Origin of the sequence: Enterobacter cloacae complex sp. P29RS (assembly GCF_014893445.1) — a bacterium.
GTDB lineage: Bacteria > Pseudomonadota > Gammaproteobacteria > Enterobacterales > Enterobacteriaceae > Enterobacter > Enterobacter intestinihominis.
Map to the genome: position 1 here is coordinate 117,112 of NZ_JADBPZ010000007.1, position 22,492 is coordinate 139,603.

The following is a 22,492-nucleotide window of genomic DNA, read 5'->3' on the forward strand; positions in this document are numbered from 1 at the left end:
TATTTCACAAGATTATTTTGCGGGCTCGTTTAGGTAACGTTCGATTTCTAATCATCTCGCAAAGGTATCATTTCAGTGCGAAATCATCGCCCTGAACAGGACGTAGCATTATGAAGACACATCCACAGTACGAACCCTGGTTGCAGGGCATGCTCATCATCGCTAAGCACTATCGGCTGGATTTTTCGGCGGAGCATGTTCGGGTCACGATTAACCATGAAAGCCAGTCTTCGCGCCAGCTGGTGCTGGAGGAGATGGCGCGCCAGCTTGGGCTGGGGATGCGTTGGGTAGCGGCGGAAGCCGTATCGCTCGACCCGTGGCGCTTACCGCTGCTGGCGGAGTTCACCGGCGGGCAAATCGCGGTCATCAACCGTATGGACAATGAAGGGAACATCAGCGTGCAGTTCAGCGGCGACGGCGGCCTGGAGACGACGCTGACGCGTGACGAACTCGGTTCGCGGTTAAAAGGGCTGATGGTACTGCGTCCCCTGGAGTCCACGCCGGATGCGCGCGTGGATGATTACATCAAACCCTATGAGAAAAACTGGTTCTGGCAGCTGGCGCTGAAAGACTGGCGTCGTTACAGCGATATTATGCTGGTGGCGCTGGTCGCCAACGTGCTGGCGCTCTCCGGCATGGTCTTTTCCATGCAGGTGTATGACAGGGTGGTGCCGTCCCAGTCGGAGGCCACGCTGTGGGTGCTGTTTGGGGGCGTGATGATCGCTATCGTGTTTGAATTCATCATGCGCATGCTGCGGGTGCATATTTCGGATGTGGTAGGGAAACGCGCCGACCTGCGTATTTCCGAGCGCGTGTTTGCCCACGCCCTGCGGATTAAAAACGGCGCACGGTCGAAATCGACCGGGTCGTTTATCGCCCAGATCCGCGAGCTGGAGTCGGTGCGGGAGCTGATCACCTCCACCACCATTGCAGCCATCTCCGATCTGCCGTTCTTCCTGCTGTTCGTCTTCATTCTGTGGATGATTGGCGGCCCGCTGGTGCTGGTGGTGCTGCTGGCCGTGCCGCTGCTGCTCATTCCCGGCCTGCTGGTGCAGCGCCCGCTGGGAAAACTCTCCAGCGAAGGGATGCGTGAATCGGCGATTCGTAACGCCACGCTGGTGGAAGCGGTGCAGGGGCTTGAGGACATCAAGCTGATGCGCGCCGAGCAGCGGTTCCAGAACCAGTGGAATAACACCAATGACGTTGCCGCCAGCGTCGGCATGAAACAGCGCTGGCTGACGGGGCTGCTGCTGACCTGGACCCAGGAGGTGCAATCTATCGTCTACGCCGTGGTGCTGCTGGTGGGCTGTTACCTGGTCATCAGCGGCGACATGACCACCGGTGCGCTGGTGGGCACCTCGATTCTGGCGTCCCGCACCATTGCGCCGCTGTCGCAGATTTCCGGCGTGCTCTCCCGCTGGCAGTCAGCAAAGGTGGCCCGCAAGGGACTGGATGACCTGATGCAGCGTCCGATTGACGATCCCCAGCACGGCAAAAAAGTGCATAAAGCCCACCTGCGCGGTGATTATCAGCTGGACGACGTCGGGTTTTATTACGACGAAGAAGAGAAGCTCACCGTGCTTAACGTCAGCAAACTGCGCATTCGCGCCGGGGAGCGCGTGGCGGTGCTCGGGCGGAATGGTTCGGGGAAAAGCACTTTGCTGCACCTGCTGGCGGGAATGCAGGAGCCACAGCAGGGCAGCATTTTGCTGGACGATATTGCTCTCAATCATCTTGACCCGGCTGACGTACGCCGCGATATGCAGCTGCTCAGTCAGCAGGCGAGGCTGTTCTTCGGCTCCGTACGCGACAACATCCTGATGGGTAATCCGCTGGCGACAGACGAGGAAATTCATCAGGCGCTGGTCAACAGCGGCGCGCTGGAGTTTGTGCGCAAGCAGAAAATGGGGCTGAACACCATCATCAACGAGGGCGGAATGGGGCTTTCCGGCGGGCAACGTCAGGCGCTGCTGCTGGCCCGCGCGCTGATCACCTCGCCGAATATTCTGCTGCTGGATGAACCCACTGCCTGGCTGGATGAGGTCAGCGAGAAGCAGTTTATCCAGCATCTGCACCAGTGGCTCGGTAAGCGCCGGACGCTGGTGGTGGCGACGCATCGTCTGCCGATTCTGGACCTGGTTGACCGCATCATCGTGCTGGAAAACGGCAAAGTGGTGATGGATGGCCCTCGTGATGCCATTTTACGCCAGCACGGAATGGCCCCGCAGCAGGCGCCGCAGCGCACGGTTAAACTGAAAACGGAGGGCGTGGCATGAATGATTTCTCCCGCTTTAATAGCCGACTGAAGGAGCCCCGCCTGCCGCGATCGTCGCTGGTGGCATGGTCGCTGTTTGCCCTGCTGGTGGTGTTTATTACCTGGGCCAGCCTGTTCCAGCTGGATGAGGTCACTACGGGCAGTGGCAAGGTGATCCCGTCCTCCCACGAGCAGGTGATCCAGTCCCTGGAAGGGGGAATTATCCACAGTCTGATGGTGCGCGAAGGCGATATCGTCGAGCGTGGTCAACAGCTTGCCCAACTGGACCGGACGAAAACCGAGTCCAGCGTGCTTGAGAGCGAGTCTCGATTAAATGCTGCGATGGCGACAGCCGCGCGTCTGAATGCTGAAGTGAACGACACCGGGCTGACATTCCCGGCAGAGCTGGATGACGACGTTGAGCTGGTTAAACAGGAAACGGCGCTTTACCAGTCTCGTCGCGAAAGCCTTGAAAAAGGGCTGGCGGGTTTACGCCAGGGAGCGGATCTCGTGCAGCGTGAACTGGCATTAACGCGCCCGCTGGTGACGCAGGGGGCGGCCAGTAAGGTCGAAGTTTTACGCCTTGAACGCCAAAAAAATGAACTGGAGAGCAAAATCACCGAGATGAAAAACCAGTACTACGTTCGCGCCCGCGAAGAACTGGCGAAAGCGAACGCGGAAATCGAAGCGCAGCGTTCGGTGATGAAAGGGCGCGAAGACTCACTCACCCGCTTAACGTTTAATGCGCCGGTGCGTGGCATCGTGAAAGACATTGACGTGACGACGGTTGGCGGGGTGATCCCGCCGAACGGCAAACTGATGAGCCTGGTACCGCTTGATGACCAGATGGTGATAGAAGCGAAAATCTCGCCGCGCGATGTCGCGTTTATCCATCCCGGGCAAAAAGCGCTGGTGAAAATCACCGCTTATGACTACTCCATTTACGGCGGGCTGGAGGGGGAGGTGACGATGATTTCACCGGATACCCTTCAGGACGAGGTGAAACGGGATGTTTATTATTATCGCGTTTATATCCGTACAGACAGTAACCATCTGACTAACCGGCAGGGCAAGGAATTCCCGGTGTTTCCGGGCATGATAGCTACGGTTGATATCAAAACCGGCAGTAAATCCGTCATTGATTATCTGCTGAAACCGTTAAATAAGGCAAAAGAGGCGCTGCGCGAGCGATAAAAAAGGCGTTCAGCAAGCCGAACGCCCGTCAGATCAGAGTGTAGACGTCATGTTGACAGCATGGCGTCGTTCTTTTGGCACCACATTGATGTAATGTGTGACATAGGCAAAATATAAACCGGCATAATTTTCGACAAGTTCGATAAATGCCGGGTAAATGGACATCCGGCCATCGCCGCGATCTTTAAGATAACCTGCCTCCTGTGCCGATTTGATAATGCGGTTGACGTGAATACGCGAGACGAAAAATTCTTTTGCAAGTGTGCTGGCTGAATACGCTATTATGGCACCGTATGCTGTTTTGTTTTTAATGGCCTGCAAATAGAGATAGAGCATAATCATCCGGCCACCATCCTTATCAATAAATAAACCCACCTCCGGAAGTACTTTACTGAATGTTAATCCGCGGAAAAGGTATTCTGCGGCGCGCCGGAAAAAGTTGTGCCTGAGTGTGTCATTGTCCAGAAGATTAACATTAATGTTGAATGTCGGATAAAGAATGCTAACAGGCGTGAACGCCCCGGACATATAGCGTTTAAGCTCATCCAGTCCTTTTTCCGTAGGCGCGATTTTTGTTTTTCGCCGATCTTCGGTACAGCGCCAGGTCTTAATTCGCCCGGTGGTTTTAAGTATGGTGATGATCGCAATAACGCTGTTAGGGCTGGCGATATTATAGCGTGAGCACAGTGCCTTAATCTCCGAGACCGACTCAGCCTGATTGCCAAAAACAAAACAACATATTGAGAGTATTATATTGAACCGTGATTCCTGAAGCATCGTTTTGTAGAACAGGGGTTGTTTTTTATAAATGGCGTCATTGATTCTGTAATGTTCTATTATAGCTTCACTAAATCGCGGGTTGTTTTTAATGACATCCCGCCGATGTAGCAAAGCTCTGGATGAGATGTGATTATCCATAGCATTTTCTCTTTTTTGTCTGAGCCGATGAGAAGAAGTGTCCGGACTTCTTTTTCGGAATTTTCATTATACCTTGAGAAAGTCCTGGTTACTGTTGTTATATGAAAAGAAAATGATATTTATGCTGCATATGGATGAGTCGGTTGATTAACGCAAAGATGTTCATGTGCATAACATTGATAACGGTTTATTAACCAAATGGGGTGCGGTAAAATTATTCAATGCGACAAGGAATATTGGCTTTAATTACATATGGGAATGATGTTTGTATTCTCAGGAGCAGGTTATGTCTCAAAATTTACCTTCTGTGCAAGGTACTTGCTACAAGCAACGGTTTGTTATTTCAGCCTGCGGTTTCACCTTTGAAGGGTATAGCCTGCTTCTGAAATCTCGAGGCGTACACGCCACGCGACTCCATTTTGAAGAGGATGAAATATGTTCCGTTGACGTTGAAAAAATGATGGAAAATCAATCGCCCGAGGTTTCGGTTTTCCTTGGTCGTGACGTTGCTACTTTTCTTGAAAGCCTGAAGCGCTTGGTATCCGTTCTGAATGCACTGCCGGTGATTTGCAGGGTCACCCTGTATGGTGCACTACCTGAGCGATGGCTTAATGCAACGTTGAGAAGTCTCGTTAATAATACAAAAAAGCTTTCCACGATCAGGGTAGAGAATATTACAGAAATAATGGGCTTTGTAAAAAATGAGACAGATGAGCGTGCTGGCCCTTCACGCTTGTTGCGTAACGTACCGGACAAGGAGGGTAAAAAAAATTTGCATGGGTTAACACATCGCGAGTTAACCGTGCTACTGAATTTCTATCGGGGTATTTCCATAAAAGAGCAGAGTAAGAGGTTAGGGCTGTCAGATAAAACTATTTATACCCATCGCAAGGTGGGTTTGGGTAAATTATATATTATCAGAGTATGGTTTAGCGACTCTCGCGTTTTCAGAGATGAGGTTTGTGCAGGAAAAAATAAAACAAAAGTGTTTTCGGAAACGGAAATAGATATATTACAAGCGTTACATAAACGGGAAATCTTTGCGGCTTATCAAATTATCACTGATAGTGATAAAAAAGGAGTTGGATTTGAAATCCTGCTGCGCTGGCATAAAAAAGGTGAGATCCTGAAGCCAGCCTATTTTCTGGGAGGGATAAAAAATAGTGAAATATGGCTCAAGCTAACGGCGTTAGTCATCCATGCGGCCGTATCAGGTATCAATAAATACAATGGAAAATATTATTTTTCAGTTAACATTCCTCCTCAACTTGCTTCGGGAAACGCGCTGCCGGGGATGGCCAAAAAGGCCGTCGAAATGTTATTCAAACCGCAGTGGGCCGGGAAACTGGTCTTTGAAGTAGCTGAAACGATTGACGTAACAAAGGATAAAAATATTCCCGAAACACTCCAGCGTTTACGCGCCGAGGGATGTCGGCTTTTTCTGGATGACTGTTTTTCAAAATATCATGCTATGCTGCCCATCAGACTGATTAATGTTGATGGACTAAAGCTTGATCGCGATATTGTTGAGCACTTTGTAGCTAACGACAAAGACTATAGCATTATTAAAGCGATACAGGTTTACAGCGACATGACGGGGACCGAATGCGTTGCGGAAGGCGTCGATAGCGAAGAAAAATTTGAAAAACTTGTCGCGTTAGGGGTTAAGCGATTCCAGGGTTATTATCTTTCCCGCGCGGTTAAAGAAGAAGAGTTGGATCGAATGGTACGGCTATTTAGTTAACGGCTTCACTATGCTGGTGGTACGACAGACTACAGTATTCGACCACCAGTAAAAAACACTCACTCACCGTCGCAATAGTGTATTCTCAGATATCATCACGCGTAAAGCCGACAACAATTTCAAGTGTGTTGCGAATGACATCGCAGGCTTCAGGCTCCTCGGTAATTTCAAGGGCGTGAATCAGTTGCAGGATGATCTCTTTATTCGAAAGGTTGTCACCGGTCAGCATAATACAGCGTATTGCCGAGCCTAACACTTCAACTTCACCACTGAGATGCTTTCCAGCATTAAGAAAGTGTTCCGCCAGTCCTTTATCGTGCAGGGCTTCAAAATTATACGTCTGGTGCATAGTCGCTTTACTCATGGTGGTCACCGTCTCGGTTAAAATTAGTGTTTCTTATTTGGGCTCAGAAGCGTGTTGTGAGTAAAGAGAGAGCGCATGCGGCCAATATCATAATCGCCCATCACTCTTCCCCGGTCGTGCGATACGCCGGTTACACGCTGGCGCACTTCATCTTCAGCGGCAATCAATGCATTTTTACGCTCATCATTTGATTCAACGTTAGCCATCGCCTGCAGGCGATTAGCAAGAGACGCAAAGGTAATAGGTCCGTTCTCTTTCAGTATGGATAATACGGCCTCACCGATAAGGTCATCCTTAAGTCGTTCAAATTTAGTTCTATGCATAGCTTAATCTCACTCTGCTACACGCGGCTGTAGCATGGGGTTAGTCATCGCATCCAGATGCTCTATTCTCACTCAGCATGACTAACTTAGTAAGTTAAAAACAGTGTTCAGGTTAACGCTCGAAGAAGAGGGCTATCAAACCGTTATAGTGCGCTTTCTCTACGTCAGACGTTGATTCTTCAATTCTGCGCAACAGCTTTGTACAAATTGTCATTCTGCTCAGTTGTACATTTTCTTTGATGATCTCACTGACGATGGCACCAAGGGTTTCCTGCTGTGTTGGGACGTTATCCTTGTTAAAATACAAGGTTATAGCGCTTTCTGCTGTAGAGGGAGCATGGTTGCGACGCATAATTTTCCACCGTTGACAAACAATTTTGTAACATCACTGGCATCGAATTTATACTATCCGGTCAAATCTGTACATCTAAATTGTACAAGTTTTTCGTGCGGTTCGGGGATTTGTCATAAGAACTATCAAAATTAGGGGGGAAGAGAGGGAGAAAAACGTGGGGCATAGAAAAGGCCCCGGAGGGCCTGAAATTATTTCCGTCCCAGCAGAAGTCCCAGAACGATGCCTACCGCACCCGCAGCGATTAAGCCCGTTAACGGGTTATTTCTGACGGCTTCAGTAACATCCGAGACGGCATCACTGGCCTGAGCAGCATATTTTTTCGCTGCACCTTTCACCTGATGTTTAGGGGAATCAACGAATTCACCAAACTGCTGCTGCGCAGAGCCGGATAATTCATCAAGTTTGTTTTTGGCTTTATCGCCAGCGTATTGTGCATTTTTATCAGTGTCGAAATCAGACATTCCAGCCTCCTTTTGTTGATAGTCTAAGGATAGACGCTGATGGCAAGAGTGAGAGAGAATTCGCTAAAATCGACGCCTGATTACCTCTTTTTAGGATATGTCTTTCTTACATGTCCACCATAACGCCCTAAGGATGGAGTGGATAAATATTTCCCTCGCCGTCTCTGTCTACGTAGCGGGAAGAGACTATTTCTCTCGTGCGTTAGCGCGAAAGGTAATGTAATAGCCAAGGGATGCGGCCAGGCACAGCATATAGCCGAACGATTCCGAACCTTCCTCCACGGCGTTTTTCACGACACGCATATAGCCATGCTCCAGAATGGCGTGCCACAGCACTTGCATCCCAAAGAGACGGGAGAAGACCAGTACAGCCAGCAGACCGCTCAACAGAATACCGTACCAGGGGGATTGCGTGTATTTTGCCAGCTGTTCCAGGGTAGTGCGAAAATGCATAACGGGGCGAATTATAGCCAGCAGAGCGGTAATCAGCGCGAACCACACCCAACTCCCATGAGAAATGAGATCAAAAAGCGCGTCCAGTTCACGAATTAACATCGTCAGGAAAAAACCGCCAACCAGTATATTACAGTAACGCATGGATTCGTTCATTTTCGCCAGACGAAAATGGAGAAAAACGATAGTCGCTAATACCGTTTCCTGCATAATTTCGGTCAGTGATAATTCCGGAATATCATGGCCGACAAACCGCATATCAACCCAAAGACAAAGTATAATAAGCGCGCATGCGACCGCCGCGCCAACAAAGAATAAAAAGCTCTTTAGTACAATCATTAACACCACCATTTTGTTTGTAGCAGTATGTTAGGTGACGAGAATGTTATTTCTGTTCACATCGTGCCATATAAGTGCTGAATTTTAACATTACGAGCTAAATAGGATTCGTAGCGGCCAGAATAAACCCTAAATATCTTTTGTTCCTTGCCGGCGATGTGCTCATTGCAGCGTCTCTATCTTGTGGTTTACAGGGCAATAACATACGGGGTACCATACCCCCCTATAGTATCAGGAGGGCGTATGCCGCATTCACCCGAAGATAAAAAACGTATTCTGACCCGCGTCCGCCGCATTCGAGGCCAGGTTGATGCCCTTGAACGCGCCCTGGAGTCGGGCGATCCCTGTCTCGCCATTCTGCAGCAAATAGCCGCCGTGCGCGGTGCTGCCAATGGCCTGATGGGTGAAATGGTTGAAATTCACCTCAAAGATGAGCTGGTGACGGGGGAGACCACCCCGGATCAGCGGGCAGTGCGGATGGCGGAAGTCGGCCATTTGCTGCGCTCTTATCTAAAATAAACCCACACACCTCACAACAAGGGAAAGACATCATGAAATCTCGCGCAGCTGTCGCGTTCGGCCCAGGCCAGCCGCTGAAAATCGTTGAAATTGATGTTGCTCCGCCGAAGAAAGGCGAAGTGCTGATCAAAATTACTCACACCGGCGTCTGCCATACCGATGCGTTTACCCTGTCCGGTGACGATCCGGAAGGCGTATTCCCGGCGGTGCTCGGCCACGAAGGGGGCGGTGTGGTGGTGGAAGTGGGTGAAGGCGTTACCAGCCTGAAGCCCGGCGACCATGTGATCCCGCTCTACACCGCAGAGTGCGGCGAGTGTAAGTTCTGCAAATCCGGCAAAACTAACCTCTGTCAGGCCGTGCGCGCCACGCAGGGCAAGGGTCTTATGCCGGACGGCACAACCCGCTTCTCCTATAACGGCGAGCCAATCTATCACTACATGGGGACCAGCACCTTCAGCGAATACACGGTGTGCGCCGAGATCTCACTGGCGAAAGTGAATCCGCAGGCCCCGCTGGATAAAGTCTGTCTGCTCGGCTGCGGTGTCACCACCGGTATCGGCGCGGTGCATAACACGGCGAAAGTGAAAGAGGGTGACACCGTGGCGGTGTTCGGCCTGGGCGGGATCGGTCTGGCGGTCATACAGGGCGCGGTACAGGCGAAAGCTGGGCGTATCATTGCTGTGGATACCAACCCGGAGAAATTTAAGCTCGCAGGTGAGATGGGTGCGACCGACTTCATCAACCCGAAAGACTACGACAAACCGGTTCAGGACGTGATCGTTGAGCTGACCGACGGCGGCGTGGATTTCAGCTTCGAATGTATCGGCAACGTCAACGTAATGCGCTCAGCGCTGGAGTGCTGCCACAAAGGCTGGGGCGAGAGCATCATTATCGGTGTGGCCGGCGCGGGTCAGGAGATTAAAACCCGTCCCTTCCAGCTGGTGACAGGGCGCGTATGGCGCGGGTCGGCATTTGGCGGCGTGAAAGGCCGTACACAGCTGCCGGGCATGGTTGAAGATGCGATGGTCGGCAAAATTCAGCTCGACCCGTTCATTACGCACCGCCTGCCGCTGGAGCAGATCAACGAAGCTTTCGATCTGATGCACGAAGGAAAATCCATTCGTACCGTCATCCATTTCGGCGACAACTGATTATTCTGCCAGCGGTTTTTCCCGCTGGCATTTCTTCCCTGATCTTCTCTAAAGTGTGACCTGTCTGGCGCTTTTAGGCGTAATCTAATTCCCCGCTGTGCCGATGACTCTTTTACAGGCGTGTTTTTACGCATCTTACCTATAAGAGAGTCGACGGTCATGGACAACACAACATCGATGCAGGCGCAGCACAAGCTGAGTTTCTTGCATCACATCCGGCTGGTTCCGCTGTTTTCCTCCATTCTCGGTGGCATTATTCTCCTGTTTGCCTTGAGCTCGGGTCTGGCAGGCTATTTCCTGCTCCAGGCCGATAACGATCAGCAGGATGTCACAGCAGAAATCCAGGTGCGCACCGGTCTGTCAAACAGTTCCAACCATTTACGCACCGCCCGTATCAACATGATCCACGCGGGGGCGGCGAGCCGCATCGCGGAGATGGAGGCGATGAAGCAAAACATCGCTGAGGCTGAGACCCGCATCAGGCAGTCGCAGGATGGATTTGCCGCCTATATGAAGCGCACCGTTCGCACTCAGGCTGATGAAGCGCTGGATGGCGATCTGAAAGCCCGCTATGACGCCTACATCGCCGGTATGCAGCCGATGCTGAAATATGCCAAAAACGGCATGTTTGAAGCCATTATCAACCATGAAAATGAGACCGCGCGTCCGCTGGACGATGCCTATAACGCGGTGTTGCTGAAGGCGATAAAAATCCGCACCGAACGCGCGAACGCACTGACGGCGCAGGCTCACACCCGCACCCGGCTGGGGCTGATGTTTATGTTCGGCGCGTTTGGCCTGGCGCTGGCGCTGGCGGTGATCACCTTTGTGGTGCTGCGCCGTACGGTGATAAACCCGCTTCAGCGAGCCGCTACGCGTATCGAAAATATCGCGAAAGGCGATTTAACCATGCCGGACGAACCGACCGGGCGCAGCGAAATTGGCCGCCTGACGCGCGATCTGCAAACAATGCAGCACGCGCTGGTGGCAACCGTGGGCACGGTGCGGCAGGGGGCGGAGGAGATTTACCGTGGAACCAGCGAGATCTCCGCGGGTAATACCGATCTCTCATCCCGAACCGAACAGCAGGCGGCGGCCATCGAACAGACGGCGGCCAGCATGGAGCAGCTCACCGCGACGGTGAAGCAAAACGCCGATAACGCGCATCATGCGAGTAAACTTGCAGAAGATGCCTCCGGTAAGGCCAGCCGCGGGGGGCAGATGGTCTCCGGCGTGGTGAAAACCATGGGTAATATTTCCACCAGCTCGAAGAAGATCTCTGAAATTACCGCCGTGATTAACAGCATCGCGTTCCAGACCAATATTCTCGCGCTCAATGCGGCGGTCGAGGCGGCGCGTGCGGGTGAACAGGGACGCGGCTTTGCGGTCGTAGCGAGTGAAGTCCGCACCCTGGCAAGCCGCAGCGCGAACGCGGCGAAAGAGATTGAAAGCCTGATTAATGAATCGGTGTCGCTTATCGATCAGGGTTCCGGGGAGGTGGTTGCGGCGGGCAATACCATGAATGAGATCGTCGAGGCGGTTAAACGCGTCACCGATATTATGCTGGAGATTGCGGCCGCGTCTGATGAGCAGAGCCGCGGCATTGTTCAGGTGAGCCAGGCGATTTCCGAGATGGATAAGGTGACGCAGCAGAATGCCTCGCTGGTGGAAGAAGCCTCTGCGGCGGCGGCCTCGCTGGAAGAGCAGGGCGCGCGTCTGACGGAAGCCGTTGGCGCGTTTCGTCTCAATGGGGCACGAGCAGGAAGGACTGCTGCCGCAACCGCAGCAAAACCCGCGCCTTTAACCCCGGCGGCGGCTGTCTCAGGTGATAACTGGGAAACGTTCTGAGTAAGACAGACCCGCCCTCGCGGCGGGTTCTGCGTTTAGGGTCAGAGAGGCATTGACTTACGAATGGCGCTTAACAGCGTTTGGGCGCCTTCAGAGAGCGGGGCATCTACCCGCGTCAGGATCCCAATGGGTTCTCCTGCGCCGGGTGAGGTTACCGGCAGCGCGGTGAGCACGCCGCGTCGCAGATCGTCCTTCACCGCGCCGGACGGCACAAACCACACGTAGTCATAATCCACCGTCAGCTGGCGCGAAAGAGACGCCGAGAGCGTTTCAATACACCCTGAAGGCAGCGTGCAGCCCTGCATTTGCAGCAACGCTTCCGCATTCTGACGCGGAACCGTTCCTTTCGGGGAGACTACCACCGGCCACTCCATTACGCGGCTTAAGGTGACGGTATCCTGCAGCAGGGGATGATTCGGACGCACGACCAGCTTCAGTGATTCCAGGAACAGCAGCTCGTAATTCAGGCCGCTCATCAGTTCCGGATCGGACATCCGGCCAATGCCCAGATCCAGCTCGCCTGACTTCAGGCCCGCCAACAGCATGGTGTTATTCATGGTCGCGACCTGAAGCGTGGCGTGCTTTTGCTGGCGGTGGAACTGGCCGATCGCCGCAGGCAATATGCCCAGCGCCGCCGTTGGCAGTGCCCCCACGCGCACGATGTCGCTGGCCTGCTCTTCTTTACGGTTTAAGGCCTGACCGGCGGTATTGAGGGCATCAAGAACTTTAACGGCATGCGTCAGGAACTGTTCGCCTACGAGCGTAAGCTGAGCGCCCAGACGGCCGCGGTCGAACAGACGGGTTCCGGTAAGCTGTTCCAGTTCGTTCAGCGTTTTGGATAGTGCAGGCTGACTAAGGTTAAGGGTTTCAGCCGCTCGCCCCAGCGTTCCCTGTTGAGCGACGGCCACAAATGTATGCAAATGGCGCAAGCGTATGCGCTGACTGAACAGACCATTTTTTTCCATAGGCGATGTTAAAAACAGAGCGACGCGGGTGACAAGTTAAGTTGTTTGAATTTGATAACCTGATAGCAAAATATTTTTAACATTTGATCTGTTTGAGTTACAACTGTTTTTCGAAAACGCCCATGCTTTGACCACTCGTCTGCCTGGATCACAATTTGTAAATTCTTCCCAACGAAAAGAACGGGCTTCTCTACACTCCAGGTAGTATTCACTGGAGGCATGACATCATGGCGAACACCATCACGGCTGATGATATTCGGGAACACTTTTCGCAGGCTATGTCGGCGATGTACCAGCAGGAAGTTCCGCAGTACGGCACCTTGCTGGAACTGGTGGCGGACGTTAACCTGGCGGTTCTGGAAAATAACCCACTTTTACATGAACAACTGGCAAATGCAGACGAACTGGCGCGCCTGAATGTTGAACGTCACGGTGCGATCCGCGTTGGCACCGCGCAGGAGCTTTCCACCCTGCGCCGGATCTTCGCCATTATGGGCATGTACCCGGTCAGCTACTACGATCTCTCCCAGGCGGGCGTGCCCGTCCACTCGACGGCGTTTCGTCCGACTGACGATGCGGCGCTCTGCCGTAATCCGTTTCGCATTTTTACCTCGCTGCTGCGCCTGGAGCTGATTGAAAACGTTGCGCTGCGCGAAAGGGCGGCAGAGATCCTCTCCCGGCGCAACATCTTTACGCCGCGCTGCCTGGACCTGATCGACCTGCATGATGTACAGGGACACTTTACCGAGGCACAGGCGCGCGAATTTGTGCAGGAAGCCTTAGAAACCTTCCGCTGGCATCGCCATGCGACGGTCGATCAGGAAACCTATCTGGCGCTTAGCAACGAACATCGCCTGATAGCCGACGTGGTCTGTTTCCCGGGGTGCCATATCAACCATCTCACGCCGCGCACGCTGGATATCGACCGGGTACAGGAACTGATGCCGAAGTACGGCATTGAGCCGAAAATCCTGATTGAAGGCCCGCCGCGCCGCGAGGTGCCGATCCTCCTGCGCCAGACCAGCTTTAAGGCGCTGGAAGAGCCGGTGCTTTTCGCGGGAGAACACAAGGGTACGCATACCGCGCGTTTCGGTGAGATTGAGCAGCGGGGCGTGGCCCTTACGCCGAAAGGGCGCGAGCTGTACGACCGTCTGTTAAATCAGGCCGGGACCGGCAAAGACAACCTGACCCATCAGCTTCACCTGCGCGAGATCTTCAGCACCTTCCCGGACAGCGAAATGTTCCTGCGCCGTCAGGGGCTGGCTTATTTCCGCTACCGTCTGACTCCGACAGGTGAGGCGCATCGCCACGCGTTTCGTCCCGGCGACGATCCGCAGCCGCTGATCGAACGCGGCTGGGTTGTGGCGCAGCCGATCACCTATGAGGATTTTCTGCCCGTCAGCGCGGCGGGGATTTTCCAGTCGAATCTTGGCAATGAAACGCAGGCGCGCAGCCACGGCAATGCCAGCCGCAATGCCTTCGAAGCCGCGCTCGGCTGTGCGGTGTACGACGAGTTTACGCTTTACGAGGAGGCGGAAGCGCGCAGCAAACAGCGTTGCGGTTTGCTCTGAAACCGTTACTCTGCAGGGGTGTGATGGAAAAAGAAGGTTGGTATGGAAAATCCCTCCGCCCCTGTGGTTGAAACGCGCCAGGGCGCACTAATTGGTTCTACTGAAGGCGATACCCATGTGTGGTGTGGCATTCCTTATGCGGCACCGCCGGTTGGCCCGTGGCGCTGGCGCTCCCCACGCCCCCCTGCACGCTGGGATGGCGTGCGTCCGGCGACGGCATTCTCCGCCTCCAGCTGGCAGAGCAGCGAAAGCTGTCAGGAGCTGGGCGGCGGCGATCCTGGCCAGTTCTCTGAAGACTGCCTGTACCTTAACGTCTGGTCGCCAGTCGTACGCGCCGATCCGCTTCCGGTGATGGTCTGGCTGCACGGCGGAGGATTTACACTCGGCGCTGGCGGTCTGCCTCCGTATAACGGCAGGGCGCTGGCGAAGCGCGGCACGGTGGTGGTGACAATTAATTACCGTCTCGGCCACCTCGGCTTTTTTGCCCATCCGGCGCTTGAGGGGGAAGAAGAACGCGTGGTGCATAACTTTGCGCTGCTCGATCAGATCCAGGCCCTGGAATGGGTGCGCGATAACATTGCCGCGTTCGGCGGCGATCCTGAGAACATCACCGTATTTGGCGAGTCGGCCGGTGCGCGCAGCGTGCTGTCGCTGATGGCTTCTCCGCTTGCGGGAGGACTGTTCCATAAAGCCATTGTGCAAAGCGGGTACACGCTGCCCGACACCCCGCGCGAGCAGGCCATGCATAAAGGCGAAGTGATTGCTGCCCATTTTGGCCTGCAAAATGCCACCGCGGAACAGCTTCGCGCGATCCCGCCTGAGGCGTTCTGGCCGCTGACCTCGCCACTGAATATCGCCCCTGCGCCCATCGTGGGTGACTGCGTTTTGCCTGAGGCCATGCTCGATGTCTTTTTCGCTGCCCGTCAGCATTCAGTACCGGTGATGATTGGGTCAAACAGCGACGAAGCCAGCGTGATGTCGGTGTTCGGGATCGATCTGGCCGGTCAGATTCAGAAGCTCCGTCGCGAGCGGCGCTTTGGCCTGGGGCTGATCAAGCTGCTTTATCCGGGCGTGAAGGGCGATGAGGAACTCGGCAGGCAGGTTTGCCGCGACATGGCCTTTACCACCATGGGATATGTGGTGATGCAGGCGCAGCAGCGGGCAGGCGGCCTGTGCTGGCGATACTGGTTTGATTATGTGGCCGAAGCGGAGCACGCGACGTATACCAACGGCGCCTGGCACGGTAACGAAGTGCCCTACGTGTTCGATACCCTTGGGCAGGTGGAACCCTCGCGGCAGTATGTAAATGAACGCGATCTGGCCTTCGCCGCTCAGGTGGCGGATTACTGGGTGAGCTTCGCCCGGGATGCGGGAGCACGCGATAGCCTGGTGGGGCCCACGCGCTGGCCCGCCTGCCGGAAAGGGCGGGACGTGTTGTTACGCATCGGTGTGAATAAACATGCAGGTTTTCGGCTTGAAAACCGTTTTATGCGTGCCCGTATGAGCCTCTTCAAACGGGTAATGAAACACCACGTCAGCCTCGACTGAGCAGACAGGCACGAAACGCATCCAGCCCGTTCTCCGGGTCGGGTGCGTCGCGTAACACCAGCCGGTAGCTCGCCCCCGTCTTTATGCTCGTATCATAAGGCCGCATCAGCCGTCCGGCGTGCACGTCCTCCTCCACCAGCGTTTCATCCGCAATGGCGATGCCCAGCCCCTGAATGGCGGCGGTAATGGCCAGATCCATGGTTTCAAAGTGTTGATTTTTGAGCATAGCTTGCGCCGGACGCGGCTGTTTCGCCAGCCACAGCGTCCAGTCCGTTTTGTCCCGCGTGGGGTGAAGGAAGGTGAGTGTTTCCAGCGCAGAACCGGCCCGCAGCGGGCTCATCACCGGGGTTAAGGCCTCTTCGAACAGCAGATCGCCGGCGCTCATGTGCGTTCCAAACACAATCGCCGCGTCATAGGATTCGGTTTTGAAATTGACGTTATGATCGGTGGTAGTGGTCAGCGCAATCTGGAGTTCCGGCTGTTCGCGCTCGACCTGTAACAGACGCGGTACCAGCCAGCGCATCGCGCAGGTAGGCGCTTTCAGACGAATTACGGTCTGGTGCGTCCGCGCCTGTTCAGCAACGTTAAGCAGGTGCTCAAACGCAGATTGCAGTTCCGGCAGCAGGGCGCTTCCCTGTGAAGAAAGACGCAGGCCGCGAGCATGGCGTTCGAACAGCGGGAAGCCGAACCAGCTTTCCAGCGAGGCAATTTTGCGGCTTACCGCCCCCTGCGTCAGACAAAGCTCCTTCGCGGCATGGGTAAGATTCAGGTGACGCGCGGTCACGATAAACGTCTCTACGGCATTAAGCGGAAATGAACGACGCGACATATCTCACCTTAGCTATGCGTTTTTGTCATGGCTATTATGACAACAATTCGATTGTCCCGGCAATCAAGTTATTGTTTGAATAGTTATGCATTCACCACGAGAAGGGACAGAGGATGACTTTGAAAACGCCGGTGCAGACCCGCTCCAAATTGCCCGATGTAGGAACCACCATTTTTACCGTTATCGGCCAGCTTTCAGCCCGGCATAACGCCATCAACCTTTCTCAGGGTGCGCCGAATTTTTCCTGCGACCCAAAACTTATCTCCGGCGTCACTCGCGCCATGGAGTCAGGGCATAACCAGTATGCCTCCATGACCGGGCTGCAACCGCTCAGAGAGCGCATCGCGGACAAAATTGCCACGCTCTATGGCACCCGCTATGACCCGGCGAGTGAGGTACTGGTGACTGCCAGCGCCAGCGAAGGGCTTTACTCAGCCATCAGCGGGCTGGTTCATCCTGGCGATGAGGTGATCTATTTCGAGCCCTCCTTTGACAGCTATGCGCCGATTGTCCGTCTGCAGGGGGCGACGCCGATCGCTATTAAGCTGACGGTACCGGATTTTGCCGTGAACTGGGATGAAGTACGCGCGGCTATTACCCCACGCACGCGGATGATCATCGTCAATACGCCGCACAACCCGAGCGGACAGGTGTTTTCAGCCGCCGATCTGCACCAGCTGGCAGCGCTGACGCGCCACACCGACATCATCATTTTGTCTGACGAAGTGTACGAGCACGTCGTTTTTGATGGCGAACCGCATCACGGGATGGCAACGCACCCGCAACTGGCGGAGCGCAGCGTGATTATTTCTTCTTTCGGAAAAACCTATCACGTCACCGGCTGGCGAGTGGGTTATTGTGTGGCGCCCGCGGAGCTGATGGATGAGATATGTAAGGTCCATCAATTTTTAATGTTCTCGGCCGATACGCCGATGCAGTACGCGTTTGCCGAACACATGACCGATCCGCAAACCTGGCTGTCGCTGGCGGCGTTTTATCAGCGCAAGCGCGATCTGCTGCAAAGCTTGCTCGCCGACTCACCGTTCAGGCTGCTTCCGAGTGCCGGTTCGTTCTTCCTGCTTGCGGATTACAGCGGCTTTAGCGACGAGCGCGACAGCGAGATGGTGAAAAGGCTGATTGTTGAGTACGGGGTTGCCACCATTCCGCTGTCAGCGTTTTATGCCGATGGCACGGACAATAAACTGATCCGTCTCTCTTTTGCGAAAGATGAGGCGACGTTACGGGCAGGTGCCCAGGCCCTTTGTCGGGTTACACCACGTTAAGGAATTTGAGATGAAATTACGCGCGTTAGTTGTCGGCATAGGACTGCTGTGTTCATTCTCGTCGTTTGCTGCTACCGAGTTGCGATACGGGCTGGAAGCGGAATATCCGCCGTTTGAAAGCCGCAATGCCTCAGGGGAGCTGGAAGGATTTGACGTAGAACTGGGAAATGCCATCTGTAAAGCCGCCGCGCTGAAGTGCAGCTGGGTAGAAACCTCGTTTGATGCGTTGATTCCCGGTCTGGTGGCGAAAAAGTTCGACGCCATAAACTCGGCGATGAACATCACCGAACAGCGTCGTAAGAGCATTGATTTTACCCAGCCCATCTACCGTATTCCCTCCCAGCTGGTGGGCAAAGCCGGTTCTGCGGTAGAGGCCACGCCGGAAGGGCTGAAGGGCAAAACCATCGGCGTTCTTCAGGGTTCAATTCAGGAAACCTACGCCAAAGAGCACTGGGAAAAGCACGGTGTCACCGTGGTGTCTTATAAAGATCAGAATATGGCCTGGGGAGATCTGCTGAATGGCCGCATCGATGCCTCGCTGGTCATGTCAGCGGCCGGGCAGGCAGGTTTCCTCAGCAAGCCGCAGGGTAAAGGGTTTGGCTTTATCGGCAAACCGGTGTCGGACGACACCATCCTCGGCAGTGGGATCGGCTTTGGGCTGCGTAAGGGGGATGAGGCCACCAAAAAGCAGCTTGATGCCGCAATTGATAAAGTACGTGCCGACGGCACGATCGCTAAACTGGCTGATAAGTACTTCCCGGGTATCGATGTCAGCGTAAAATAACCGCCTCGTTGGTCCCGGCTGACGATGTCCAGCCGGGACATTTTTATACATAACTTTACCCCTTTTTCAGGCCGTTCTGGTCGACAGAAAATATTTCTCGGTTTGTTCAGATAATCACCCTCCAACAATTGGATTCTTAACCGTTTTTGTTTAGGCTGTGCGTTCTTTCTTGCCGTCATTTCGCTGCGCGCGAAACTCATTCACACGACCATAAGGACGTTTTCTCAGGCATGAATCGCAGACGTTTTCTCAAAGGTTCCCTGGCAATGGCTGCCCTGAGCGGCACTTCTGGCCTTGCTTCTCTGTTTTCCCAGGCGGCGTATGCTGCTGACTCCGACATTGCCGACGGTCAGAGCCGTCGCTTTGACTTCTCTGTTCTGCAATCCATGGCGCACGATCTGGCGAAAACCCCGTGGGGTGGTGCGCCGCGTCCGCTGCCGGAAACGCTGGCCACCATGACGCCGCAGGCGTACAACGCCATCCGTTACGATGAGAAACAGTCGCTGTGGAATAACATTGAAGGTCGCCAGCTGGACGCCCAGTTCTTCCATATGGGGATGGGATTCCGCCGCCGCGTGCGCATGTTCTCGCTGGATCAAAGCACCTCTCAGGCGCGTGAGATCCACTTCCGTCCAGAGCTGTTCAGCTACGGCGATACGGGCGTGGATACCAAACAGCTTGAAGGTCAGAGTGACCTCGGCTTCGCCGGATTCCGCGTCTTTAAAGCGCCCGAACTGGCGCGACGCGATATCGTTTCGTTCCTGGGCGCGAGTTACTTCCGCGCAGTGGATGATACCTACCAGTACGGCCTTTCCGCGCGCGGGCTGGCGGTGGATACCTTTACTGACACCCCGGAAGAGTTCCCGGATTTCACCTCCTTCTGGTTTGAAACCGTTAAGCCGGGCGATACCACCTTTACCGTCTATGCGCTGCTGGACAGCCCGAGCATTACCGGTGCCTATAAGTTTGTGATCCACTGTGAGAAGAGCCAGGTGATCATGGACGTCGAAAACCATCTCTATGCGCGCAAAGACATCAAGCAGCTCGGCATCGCGCCGATGACCAGCATGTTCAGCTGCGGCAACAACGAACGCCGCATGTGCGACACCATTCATCCGCAGATCCACGATTCAGACCGCCTGGCAATGTGGCGCGGTAACGGAGAGTGGATCTGCCGACCGCTGAACAACCCGCAAAAGCTGCAATTTAACGCTTATCTGGATAAAAACCCGAAAGGCTTTGGTTTGTTGCAGCTTGACCGTGATTTCTCCCATTACCAGGACGTCATGGGCTGGTATAACAAGCGACCAAGCCTGTGGGTCGAGCCGCGCAACAACTGGGGTAAAGGATCCATCGCCCTGATGGAGATCCCGACAACCGGCGAGACGCTCGATAACGTGGTCTGCTTCTGGCAGCCGGAAAAACCGGTGCAGGCGGGTGATGAACTGGACTTCAAATACCGTCTCTACTGGAGCGCGCAGCCGCCGGTGCGTTCACCGCTGGCAAACGTCTACGCTACCCGTACCGGTATGGGCGGCTTCCCGGAGGGCTGGGCGCCTGGTGAAAATTACCCGAAAGTGTGGGCCCGTCGCTTTGCCATCGACTTCGTCGGGGGCGATTTGAAGGCCGCCGCACCGAAGGGCATTGAGCCGGTGATCACCCTGTCCAGCGGTGAAGCGAAGCAGGTGGAGATCCTCTACGTCGAGCCGTTCGACGGGTATCGCATTCTGTTTGACTGGTATCCAACCTCTGACTCCACCGAGCCGGTCGATATGCGTCTGTTCCTGCGCTGTCAGGGCGACGCCATCAGCGAGACCTGGCTGTACCAGTATTTCCCGCCCGCGCCGGACAAACGTAACTACGTTGACGACCGGATCATGCGTTAGTCCTTATGGGTTTGTGCCGGGTGGCGGCTTCGCCTTACCCGGCCTGATCCGGACGCATTTGTAGGCCGGGTAAGCGTTAGCGCCACCCGGCAATTAAGAGGCACTATGTCTTCAGAAATTATCCCCGTAACCCAGGAAATCGAGCTTCGCGCCGTCGAAGAGCGCTATACCACCGATCTGCATAACCTCGTTATTAAAAACAAAACCTGGCTGCAAACCGCCTTCGACTGGGCGCAGCATGTCGGCACTGAAGAGGACACGCGCCGTAACGTGCAGAGCAACCAGATGCTGCACCAGCGCGGCTACGCCAAAATGTTCCTGATTTTCATGAAGGACGAGCTGGTGGGCGTGCTTTCTTTTAACGCGATAGAGCCTGCGAATAAGGCCGGGTACATCGGCTACTGGCTTGACAAAGCGCATCAGGGGCAGGGCATTCTCTCTCAGGCGCTACAGGCGTTTATGCGCTATTACGTTGAGCGCGGCGAGATCCGCCGCTTTGTGATCAAATGTCGCGTGGCTAACCATAACAGTAACCGCGTGGCGCAGCGCAACGGTTTTGCGCTGGAAGGTTGTTTGCGGGAAGCGGAAATGCTCAACGGCCGCTTCGATGACGTAAACCTGTACGCCAGGTTATTCCCGCTATAGCGCCCCCAGCAGCGGCGTCCGGGTGATCCGCGTGTCACCGTTGATCACTTTGGCTCCCCGGACGTGAATGCTTTCACCCTCCAGCGCCTCGATCGCCGCATCGTCTGTCATCTCCACCTGATGCTCAATCAGGACATCACCGCTGATACGCGCGCGCCCCTGAATAACGACCTTGTCATCAATCAGGATCGGCCCGCCGCGTAACCACGCCTCGCCACCAATCAATACGTGGTGTTTAATCACGCAGTTACCTTCGACGAGGGCGTTTTCCGCGACCTGTGAACTGTACCGCACGGTCGGGATCGCATCATCCTCTAAACCGGCCAGCAGGCGGGCGTTGCCGTACACTTTGGCGCAGTCGCACACCCAGACGTTATTAAGCGCGTTGCCCTCAAGAATGGCGCGGTCGAACACCTCCGCGCGGTGCTCAACAAAGGCCCAGGTCACCATGGCATCGCCGTAGATTTGCGCCTGATGCACAATACGCGACTGGCTGACCGTGGCTCTGTCGTATATCTGCAGGATCTGCTCACGGTCGGGTGTCAGCCCTTTGGCTGCAATCACCATGCTATTATGCAGCACCCGCGCGTCACCCGCGATACGGCATTCCCCGCGTACGGTGGAGTGCTGGATAGTGACGTTGTCACTTATTGCCGCGCCGTGACTCACCTCTGCCGCGTCAAGCCAGCTGTTGCCGCCTACGTGTGTGCGGTGGCTTACGATGCAAGGTTGGGTGAGGCGGGCGTTGCCGGATATCCTGGCCCCGGCAAACACCACGCTGTTTTCATCATAAACCCAGCAATCCCCGTCCTGGGCGAGCGCGTGTTCATCCTCAACCCAACCACCTTTTGTCCCGCTGGTCACATCGTTAAAATCCTTTGCGGCAATAATCTGTCTGAGTAGGGTTGTGCACGGCGTTGATCCGTCCTGCCAGCGCCAGAGACGGGTTTCATTGCTAAGCCTGTATTTTGTCATCGTGTTTTCCCTGAAAAGCCATTCACTAAACGTAGCAAACTTTTGGCGTTTCGAAGTGCTGGCGTCTGCACGGTAAACCCCTT

Annotated in this window: 21 protein-coding genes; 12 read left to right on the forward strand and 9 right to left on the reverse strand. The window is 54.6% G+C overall.

The window, feature by feature from the left end; translation table 11 throughout:
• Positions 1-110 precede the first annotated feature (110 nt).
• Together IM282_RS07265 and IM282_RS07270 are read left to right on the forward strand one after the other, a co-directional pair.
• Positions 111-2,276, forward strand: a complete 2,166-nt coding sequence (locus IM282_RS07265) for a type I secretion system permease/ATPase (protein WP_022648065.1) — start codon at positions 111-113, stop codon at positions 2,274-2,276.
• The gene (locus tag IM282_RS07270) at positions 2,273-3,448 is read left to right on the forward strand and encodes an HlyD family type I secretion periplasmic adaptor subunit (RefSeq protein WP_022648066.1); all 1,176 of its coding nucleotides are present in this window, start codon (positions 2,273-2,275) and stop codon (positions 3,446-3,448) included. Before IM282_RS07265 ends, IM282_RS07270 begins: the two co-directional genes overlap by 4 nt.
• Before the next feature lie 33 nt (positions 3,449-3,481).
• On the opposite strand, the gene IM282_RS07275 is transcribed toward IM282_RS07270, so the two are convergent.
• Positions 3,482-4,366 (reverse strand): hypothetical protein, encoded by an 885-nt coding sequence (locus IM282_RS07275; RefSeq protein ID WP_023300064.1) that lies wholly within the window; start codon positions 4,364-4,366, stop codon positions 3,482-3,484.
• A 286-nt stretch (positions 4,367-4,652) separates the two neighbouring features.
• Here IM282_RS07275 and IM282_RS07280 point away from each other — a divergent pair, with 286 nt between their 5' ends.
• A complete protein-coding gene (locus tag IM282_RS07280) occupies positions 4,653-6,110 on the forward strand; it encodes an EAL domain-containing protein (RefSeq protein ID WP_192970279.1) in 1,458 nt (485 codons plus the stop codon).
• A gap of 85 nt (positions 6,111-6,195) precedes the next feature.
• Here IM282_RS07280 and IM282_RS07285 read toward each other — a convergent pair whose 3' ends face one another.
• From IM282_RS07285 to IM282_RS07305, 5 genes are all read right to left on the reverse strand, one after another.
• Positions 6,196-6,474 carry a biofilm development regulator YmgB/AriR family protein gene (locus tag IM282_RS07285; RefSeq protein WP_075208094.1) on the reverse strand — a complete coding sequence of 93 codons (279 nt, stop codon included), beginning with the start codon at positions 6,472-6,474 and terminating at the stop codon, positions 6,196-6,198.
• 23 nt (positions 6,475-6,497) lie between these two features.
• Positions 6,498-6,797, reverse strand: coding sequence for a hypothetical protein (locus IM282_RS07290; RefSeq protein WP_045622789.1), 300 nt, complete (start codon positions 6,795-6,797; stop codon positions 6,498-6,500).
• Between the two features lie 112 nt (positions 6,798-6,909).
• Positions 6,910-7,149 carry a regulatory protein YcgZ gene (gene ycgZ / locus IM282_RS07295; RefSeq protein WP_003857265.1) on the reverse strand — a complete coding sequence of 80 codons (240 nt, stop codon included), beginning with the start codon at positions 7,147-7,149 and terminating at the stop codon, positions 6,910-6,912.
• A gap of 191 nt (positions 7,150-7,340) precedes the next feature.
• On the reverse strand, positions 7,341-7,613 hold the full coding sequence (locus IM282_RS07300; RefSeq protein ID WP_003857263.1) for a YqjD family protein: 273 nt from the start codon (positions 7,611-7,613) through the stop codon (positions 7,341-7,343).
• Between the two features lie 186 nt (positions 7,614-7,799).
• The gene (locus IM282_RS07305) at positions 7,800-8,405 is read right to left on the reverse strand and encodes a hypothetical protein (protein ID WP_063200310.1); all 606 of its coding nucleotides are present in this window, start codon (positions 8,403-8,405) and stop codon (positions 7,800-7,802) included.
• A 243-nt stretch (positions 8,406-8,648) separates the two neighbouring features.
• Here IM282_RS07305 and IM282_RS07310 point away from each other — a divergent pair, with 243 nt between their 5' ends.
• The 3 genes from IM282_RS07310 (at position 8,649) to IM282_RS07320 (ending at position 11,923) form a co-directional block, all read left to right on the forward strand.
• Positions 8,649-8,924, forward strand: coding sequence for a metal/formaldehyde-sensitive transcriptional repressor (locus IM282_RS07310; RefSeq protein ID WP_003857256.1), 276 nt, complete (start codon positions 8,649-8,651; stop codon positions 8,922-8,924).
• Between the two features lie 32 nt (positions 8,925-8,956).
• Positions 8,957-10,075 carry an S-(hydroxymethyl)glutathione dehydrogenase/class III alcohol dehydrogenase gene (locus tag IM282_RS07315; protein ID WP_017693450.1) on the forward strand — a complete coding sequence of 373 codons (1,119 nt, stop codon included), beginning with the start codon at positions 8,957-8,959 and terminating at the stop codon, positions 10,073-10,075.
• A 159-nt stretch (positions 10,076-10,234) separates the two neighbouring features.
• Complete coding sequence (locus tag IM282_RS07320) at positions 10,235-11,923, forward strand: methyl-accepting chemotaxis protein (protein WP_038416029.1); 1,689 nt, start codon at positions 10,235-10,237, stop codon at positions 11,921-11,923.
• A 41-nt stretch (positions 11,924-11,964) separates the two neighbouring features.
• On the opposite strand, the gene IM282_RS07325 is transcribed toward IM282_RS07320, so the two are convergent.
• Complete coding sequence (locus IM282_RS07325) at positions 11,965-12,888, reverse strand: LysR substrate-binding domain-containing protein (protein ID WP_022648073.1); 924 nt, start codon at positions 12,886-12,888, stop codon at positions 11,965-11,967.
• Between the two features lie 227 nt (positions 12,889-13,115).
• On the opposite strand from IM282_RS07325, the gene IM282_RS07330 reads away from it, so the two are divergent.
• Entirely contained in the window at positions 13,116-14,459 is a 1,344-nt protein-coding gene (locus IM282_RS07330) for a VOC family protein (protein WP_022648074.1), read from the forward strand.
• 42 nt (positions 14,460-14,501) lie between these two features.
• On the forward strand, positions 14,502-16,007 hold the full coding sequence (locus IM282_RS07335; protein ID WP_192970280.1) for a carboxylesterase/lipase family protein: 1,506 nt from the start codon (positions 14,502-14,504) through the stop codon (positions 16,005-16,007).
• Here the strand turns inward: IM282_RS07335 and IM282_RS07340 are convergent.
• Positions 15,994-16,836 (reverse strand): LysR family transcriptional regulator, encoded by an 843-nt coding sequence (locus IM282_RS07340; protein ID WP_046621598.1) that lies wholly within the window; start codon positions 16,834-16,836, stop codon positions 15,994-15,996. The two genes, IM282_RS07335 and IM282_RS07340, sit on opposite strands and share 14 nt — an antisense overlap.
• Before the next feature lie 113 nt (positions 16,837-16,949).
• On the opposite strand from IM282_RS07340, the gene IM282_RS07345 reads away from it, so the two are divergent.
• From IM282_RS07345 to rimL, 4 genes are all read left to right on the forward strand, one after another.
• Positions 16,950-18,119: a pyridoxal phosphate-dependent aminotransferase gene (locus IM282_RS07345; RefSeq protein WP_023306171.1), complete on the forward strand. Its 1,170-nt coding sequence runs from the start codon at positions 16,950-16,952 to the stop codon at positions 18,117-18,119.
• 10 nt (positions 18,120-18,129) lie between these two features.
• Positions 18,130-18,903, forward strand: coding sequence for an ABC transporter substrate-binding protein (locus tag IM282_RS07350; protein WP_038416033.1), 774 nt, complete (start codon positions 18,130-18,132; stop codon positions 18,901-18,903).
• Between the two features lie 230 nt (positions 18,904-19,133).
• Entirely contained in the window at positions 19,134-20,789 is a 1,656-nt protein-coding gene (locus tag IM282_RS07355; protein WP_032622222.1) for a glucan biosynthesis protein D, read from the forward strand.
• Between the two features lie 105 nt (positions 20,790-20,894).
• Positions 20,895-21,434 (forward strand): 50S ribosomal protein L7/L12-serine acetyltransferase, encoded by a 540-nt coding sequence (gene rimL, locus IM282_RS07360; protein WP_022648080.1) that lies wholly within the window; start codon positions 20,895-20,897, stop codon positions 21,432-21,434.
• Here the strand turns inward: rimL and ydcK are convergent.
• Entirely contained in the window at positions 21,429-22,409 is a 981-nt protein-coding gene (gene ydcK / locus IM282_RS07365; RefSeq protein WP_192970281.1) for a YdcK family protein, read from the reverse strand. The genes rimL and ydcK overlap by 6 nt on opposite strands.
• Positions 22,410-22,492: the final 83 nt, after the last annotated feature.

Excerpts from the sequence above, each read along its gene's own strand:
- IM282_RS07315 (WP_017693450.1), top strand. The coding sequence starts at position 8,957 with ATGAAATCTCGCGCAGCTGTCGCGTTCGGCCCAGGCCAGCCGCTGAAA.
- IM282_RS07330 (WP_022648074.1), top strand. The coding sequence starts at position 13,116 with ATGGCGAACACCATCACGGCTGATGATATTCGGGAACACTTTTCGCAG.
- IM282_RS07325 (WP_022648073.1), bottom strand. The coding sequence starts at position 12,888 with ATGGAAAAAAATGGTCTGTTCAGTCAGCGCATACGCTTGCGCCATTTG.
- IM282_RS07340 (WP_046621598.1), bottom strand. The coding sequence starts at position 16,836 with ATGTCGCGTCGTTCATTTCCGCTTAATGCCGTAGAGACGTTTATCGTG.
- rimL (WP_022648080.1), top strand. The coding sequence starts at position 20,895 with ATGTCTTCAGAAATTATCCCCGTAACCCAGGAAATCGAGCTTCGCGCC.
- IM282_RS07310 (WP_003857256.1), top strand. The coding sequence starts at position 8,649 with ATGCCGCATTCACCCGAAGATAAAAAACGTATTCTGACCCGCGTCCGC.
- IM282_RS07350 (WP_038416033.1), top strand. The coding sequence starts at position 18,130 with ATGAAATTACGCGCGTTAGTTGTCGGCATAGGACTGCTGTGTTCATTC.
- IM282_RS07355 (WP_032622222.1), top strand. The coding sequence starts at position 19,134 with ATGAATCGCAGACGTTTTCTCAAAGGTTCCCTGGCAATGGCTGCCCTG.
- IM282_RS07290 (WP_045622789.1), bottom strand. The coding sequence starts at position 6,797 with ATGCATAGAACTAAATTTGAACGACTTAAGGATGACCTTATCGGTGAG.
- IM282_RS07300 (WP_003857263.1), bottom strand. The coding sequence starts at position 7,613 with ATGTCTGATTTCGACACTGATAAAAATGCACAATACGCTGGCGATAAA.
- IM282_RS07265 (WP_022648065.1), top strand. The coding sequence starts at position 111 with ATGAAGACACATCCACAGTACGAACCCTGGTTGCAGGGCATGCTCATC.
- IM282_RS07345 (WP_023306171.1), top strand. The coding sequence starts at position 16,950 with ATGACTTTGAAAACGCCGGTGCAGACCCGCTCCAAATTGCCCGATGTA.
- IM282_RS07275 (WP_023300064.1), bottom strand. The coding sequence starts at position 4,366 with ATGGATAATCACATCTCATCCAGAGCTTTGCTACATCGGCGGGATGTC.
- IM282_RS07285 (WP_075208094.1), bottom strand. The coding sequence starts at position 6,474 with ATGAGTAAAGCGACTATGCACCAGACGTATAATTTTGAAGCCCTGCAC.
- IM282_RS07280 (WP_192970279.1), top strand. The coding sequence starts at position 4,653 with ATGTCTCAAAATTTACCTTCTGTGCAAGGTACTTGCTACAAGCAACGG.
- IM282_RS07270 (WP_022648066.1), top strand. The coding sequence starts at position 2,273 with ATGAATGATTTCTCCCGCTTTAATAGCCGACTGAAGGAGCCCCGCCTG.
- IM282_RS07335 (WP_192970280.1), top strand. The coding sequence starts at position 14,502 with ATGGAAAATCCCTCCGCCCCTGTGGTTGAAACGCGCCAGGGCGCACTA.
- ycgZ (WP_003857265.1), bottom strand. The coding sequence starts at position 7,149 with ATGCGTCGCAACCATGCTCCCTCTACAGCAGAAAGCGCTATAACCTTG.
- IM282_RS07320 (WP_038416029.1), top strand. The coding sequence starts at position 10,235 with ATGGACAACACAACATCGATGCAGGCGCAGCACAAGCTGAGTTTCTTG.
- IM282_RS07305 (WP_063200310.1), bottom strand. The coding sequence starts at position 8,405 with ATGATTGTACTAAAGAGCTTTTTATTCTTTGTTGGCGCGGCGGTCGCA.
- ydcK (WP_192970281.1), bottom strand. The coding sequence starts at position 22,409 with ATGACAAAATACAGGCTTAGCAATGAAACCCGTCTCTGGCGCTGGCAG.